Annotated in this window: 2 protein-coding genes and 1 pseudogene; 1 reads left to right on the top strand and 2 read right to left on the bottom strand. The window is 53.8% G+C overall.

Annotation, left to right across the window (positions count from 1 at the left end):
• Positions 1-390 (top strand): annotated as a pseudogene (locus ACYVL5_RS23540) (hypothetical protein); the annotation flags it as partial.
• 602 nt (positions 391-992) lie between these two features.
• On the opposite strand, the gene ACYVL5_RS23535 reads toward ACYVL5_RS23540, so the two are convergent.
• Positions 993-1319 (bottom strand): type II toxin-antitoxin system PemK/MazF family toxin, encoded by a 327-nt coding sequence (locus tag ACYVL5_RS23535; protein WP_460597983.1) that lies wholly within the window; start codon positions 1317-1319, stop codon positions 993-995.
• Entirely contained in the window at positions 1316-1525 is a 210-nt protein-coding gene (locus ACYVL5_RS23530) for an antitoxin MazE family protein (RefSeq protein WP_460597982.1), read from the bottom strand. Before ACYVL5_RS23530 ends, ACYVL5_RS23535 begins: the two co-directional genes overlap by 4 nt.
• Positions 1526-1790 lie beyond the last annotated feature (265 nt).

Genomic DNA, 1790 nt, shown 5'->3' with positions numbered 1-1790 from the left:
ACCCGTGCGAAACCATGTGAGACAGTAACCAACACCCAGCGGCGCACCCCTCAGGGGGTGGCCGACTTCAATCGGAACACCCGGCCGACTTCCGTCGGATTGGGTGGCCGACTTCAGCGGAATGCGCAGTCATCCCGGTGGATCAGCAACGACAAGACGAAAGGGAAAGGTAATAAGAAGAACGGAAACAAGTATCTCTCTTGGGCGTTCTCCGAAGCTGCGGAATTCGCACGACGGTACGATGACAAGGCGAGGGCCTATTACAACCGCAAGTTGCGAAAGACCAACTTCATGGTCGCGCATGCATCGCTTGCCCATAAGCTAGCAAGAGCTGCGTACCATATCATGCGGGACCAGGTTGAGTTTGTTCCCGAGAAAATATTTACCTGAGAACTGGCTGGAGCGGTGAGCCCGCCGGAGGGGTTGGTAAAACCACGAGACCTGATTGGCAGCCGCTCCACCCAGTAACATATCGGTAATCGACGTCTTTACTGCCCACGCCGTGAGCCAGCAAGGGGCTGGTTAACAACCACGAGACCTGAAACAAACGATTGGACACGGCCTGGAACCGAAGGTTTTCTGGTCCGCGAAAAGCGGAAGGGGCCCAAACTATCCAAAACTTCAAAACGGGCCTTGATCCTGATGGGTGACTGGGTGCAGCAAAGGCTGACATCGAAACAAAAGAAATAACGGCAATGGTACGGATGGCGGTCACCGATGACAACAAAGTAGGAAAAGACCCATTTCTTGCTTAGGGCACCTTATTGCCCTTGACGGACAGCCTTTTAATGGGTGACACTTCAGTCTTTGCTTGCATTTATTGTGGCGGAATTGGCGAGATAGGTTACGAGGGTCGGGGGAGGGAGGGCCCGTCTTGATATGCTTCTGAATCTCTCTGTCCTGAATGTCACGGGGGCAGGTGGGGATGAGGGAGGGAGAGTTGGTGCTATCGGAGGTCAAGCACCGATCAGGTTCTCTGCTGGGGTTGGCTGTTACCCTGCTACACCGACCCAAAAGGATAAAAGCTTGGTGACTGCACTCATCTCTTTCCCGGTCAGGGCTCCTATTACGTTGCCTATCTTTTCTCTCGGCACAGTCATAATCTTGTCTACCTGGATTTGAGAAACGGACTCCAGCCCGTTTTTTGATGACGGCTCCACCTGATACCGAAAAAGAGGGGCGTCAACGAGATGCGAGGTCACCAGGCAGACGGTAACGCTCGGATGACTCCCGAAGAAGTCGGTCTGAATCACCAGGGCAGGCCGGGGTTTGCCATAGGCCCCTGAAATAGCGACCAGGACCAGGTCCCCCCGATTCATTGCCCATCATCCCAGTCAGCCAGGCTCGAAAATGCCTCCAGATCCTCTAGGTTCTTCGGATCCTGCTGAACAAGAAGCGACTGCCTACGGCATTCTTCGGCAAATCCCGGCGCATTGGGATCGGGCACCCAGATCTGCACCTGCTTAAATCCCGCCGCCCGAAGTTTTTGCCGGTGACTTTGTACTCTTTGCTTGCCCGGTTGCATGCTACACCTCCTTGACAGGGAGATGTTACATGTAACAGCATATCAAGTCAACGAGGGAGGCGACAAGGCCATGCTTAGAATGTTTCAACTTGGCGTCGAAATCTCTAAACTTGTCGCGGTAGGCAAGGGCAAGGGAAGGGGACGCCCATAAGATTACCTGATTAGCGCCAATCTTCCGCTGGAAGACAAGCGCGACATATTACGTCGTAGGTGGTTCATATAATCACGGCACATTCCATCCGAGGAGGCTGCCGTGAAGAATCGT

This window comes from Geomonas sp. Red276 (assembly GCF_054784495.1).
This window is presented reverse-complemented; position numbering and strand designations above follow the sequence as displayed.